Genomic DNA, 1,471 nt, shown 5'->3' on the forward strand with positions numbered 1-1,471 from the left:
GAGTGGGGCGCAGCCACCAGAAGGCTCCGGCTCCAATGAGGAGCACGAGCGCGACCCCTCCCATGACCACCGCCGACGGCTTCCGCATGGCGCCCCTCCAGGGTGGGCGACTGTAGCAGCAGCGCTGACGTAGGCCTGGGTGAGGGCGGTCCGGCCGGACGCGTCAGAGGGGGGCGGCGAAAAAAAACAGGGCCGAACCAAGGTTTCTGGCGGCCGACGTATTGAAGGCGAGGTGGGGATGCTGGGGGCAGAGCCGCCGGTATCCAAGGGCTCGGAACGCAGAGCGGACCGGGCAGAGGGGGAAAGGGTTTCGGGGGTCGATCTTCCGGGACTCAAGGTTTTTGGCAGTCGACGTTTTGAAGGAAAAGCAGGACGGACGCGGGTCTTTGGGGGCCGCATCCGGATGAGGGGGACCCCTCGGGGGAGGGGTTGAGTTACTGGGAGCGCGTCGAGGGGGCGCGCTCCCAGTATTTTTTTGTGCGGCAGGGTCTGGATCCGCGCGGGGGCGCGAGGTCGACCGGGCCACGACCACCGGATATTAAACTGGCCCGGCATGAGCGCTCCTTCCTCCGCGAAGCCCTGGCAAGAGTCCTTCGAGGCCTACTTCCGGTGGAGCACGGAGGGGCCGCAGACCGTGGGGATCGACCTGGGCGCCAGCCCGCACGCGCCGATGGCCAGCCACCCCGTGCTCTGGCGGCTGACCCTCCCCTTGAAGAACCCGATGTCGAACGGGCTCCGGGACAGCGATGAAGAGGACGCGGTGTTCGCGGTGCAGGACGTGCTGGCGGCGCGTCTGCGTCCCCTGGGGCTGCTGATGGTCGGGCACCTGGTGGCGCAGGGCACGCAGGCCGTCTACCTGTATGGCCCGAAGTCCGTCACAGCGAAGCAGGTGAGGCCCGTCGTGCAGGCCCATCAGGGGGCCTATGAAGTGGGCGTGGCGCGGACGCGGGACCCCGACTGGACGGCGTATCTGCGGATGCTCTTCCCGTCGCCCTTGCAGTATCAGGTGAGGATGAACCGCCAGCGGGTCGCGCTCCTGCGGGCGGAGGGGGACCTGCTCAACGTGGCCCGGAAGGTGACTCACCGCGCGCACTTCCCGTGGGAGCAACTGGCGAAGGACGCGGAGGCCCGGCTGCGGGACCTGGGGTTCGAAGACATCCGATGTCAAATCGTTCCACAAATCGTTCCAGTGCCCGGGCTGATGTGGCGCCTGGACTTCCACCGGGTGGACACCGTGGACGAGGCGCGAATGGACGAGGTGGCCGAAGAGATCCTCGACATCCTCATGGGGCCGCACCTTGGCACGTATGACGGCTGGGGCTGCCTGCTCGTGACGGAGCATCCCTAGTACCACCTGATCAGATTCGGGAGGGGCCGCGCGGCAGGTTCGAGTCGTCCACGAGCCTGCGGCAGAGGGGGCAGACGCCTATCCAGCGCAACAGCACCTGTTGAAGACGGCGGCGGACTTCAG

The 1,471-nt window shown here is 67.4% G+C and carries 1 protein-coding gene; it reads left to right on the forward strand.

Going from position 1 to position 1,471, the window contains the following annotated elements; translation table 11 throughout:
- Positions 1-553: 553 nt before the first annotated feature.
- Positions 554-1,348, forward strand: a complete 795-nt coding sequence (locus D7X32_RS44340) for a DUF695 domain-containing protein (protein WP_120608468.1) — start codon at positions 554-556, stop codon at positions 1,346-1,348.
- Positions 1,349-1,471 lie beyond the last annotated feature (123 nt).

This window comes from Corallococcus carmarthensis, assembly GCF_003611695.1.
In the GTDB taxonomy this organism is placed as follows: Bacteria; Myxococcota; Myxococcia; order Myxococcales; family Myxococcaceae; genus Corallococcus; species Corallococcus carmarthensis.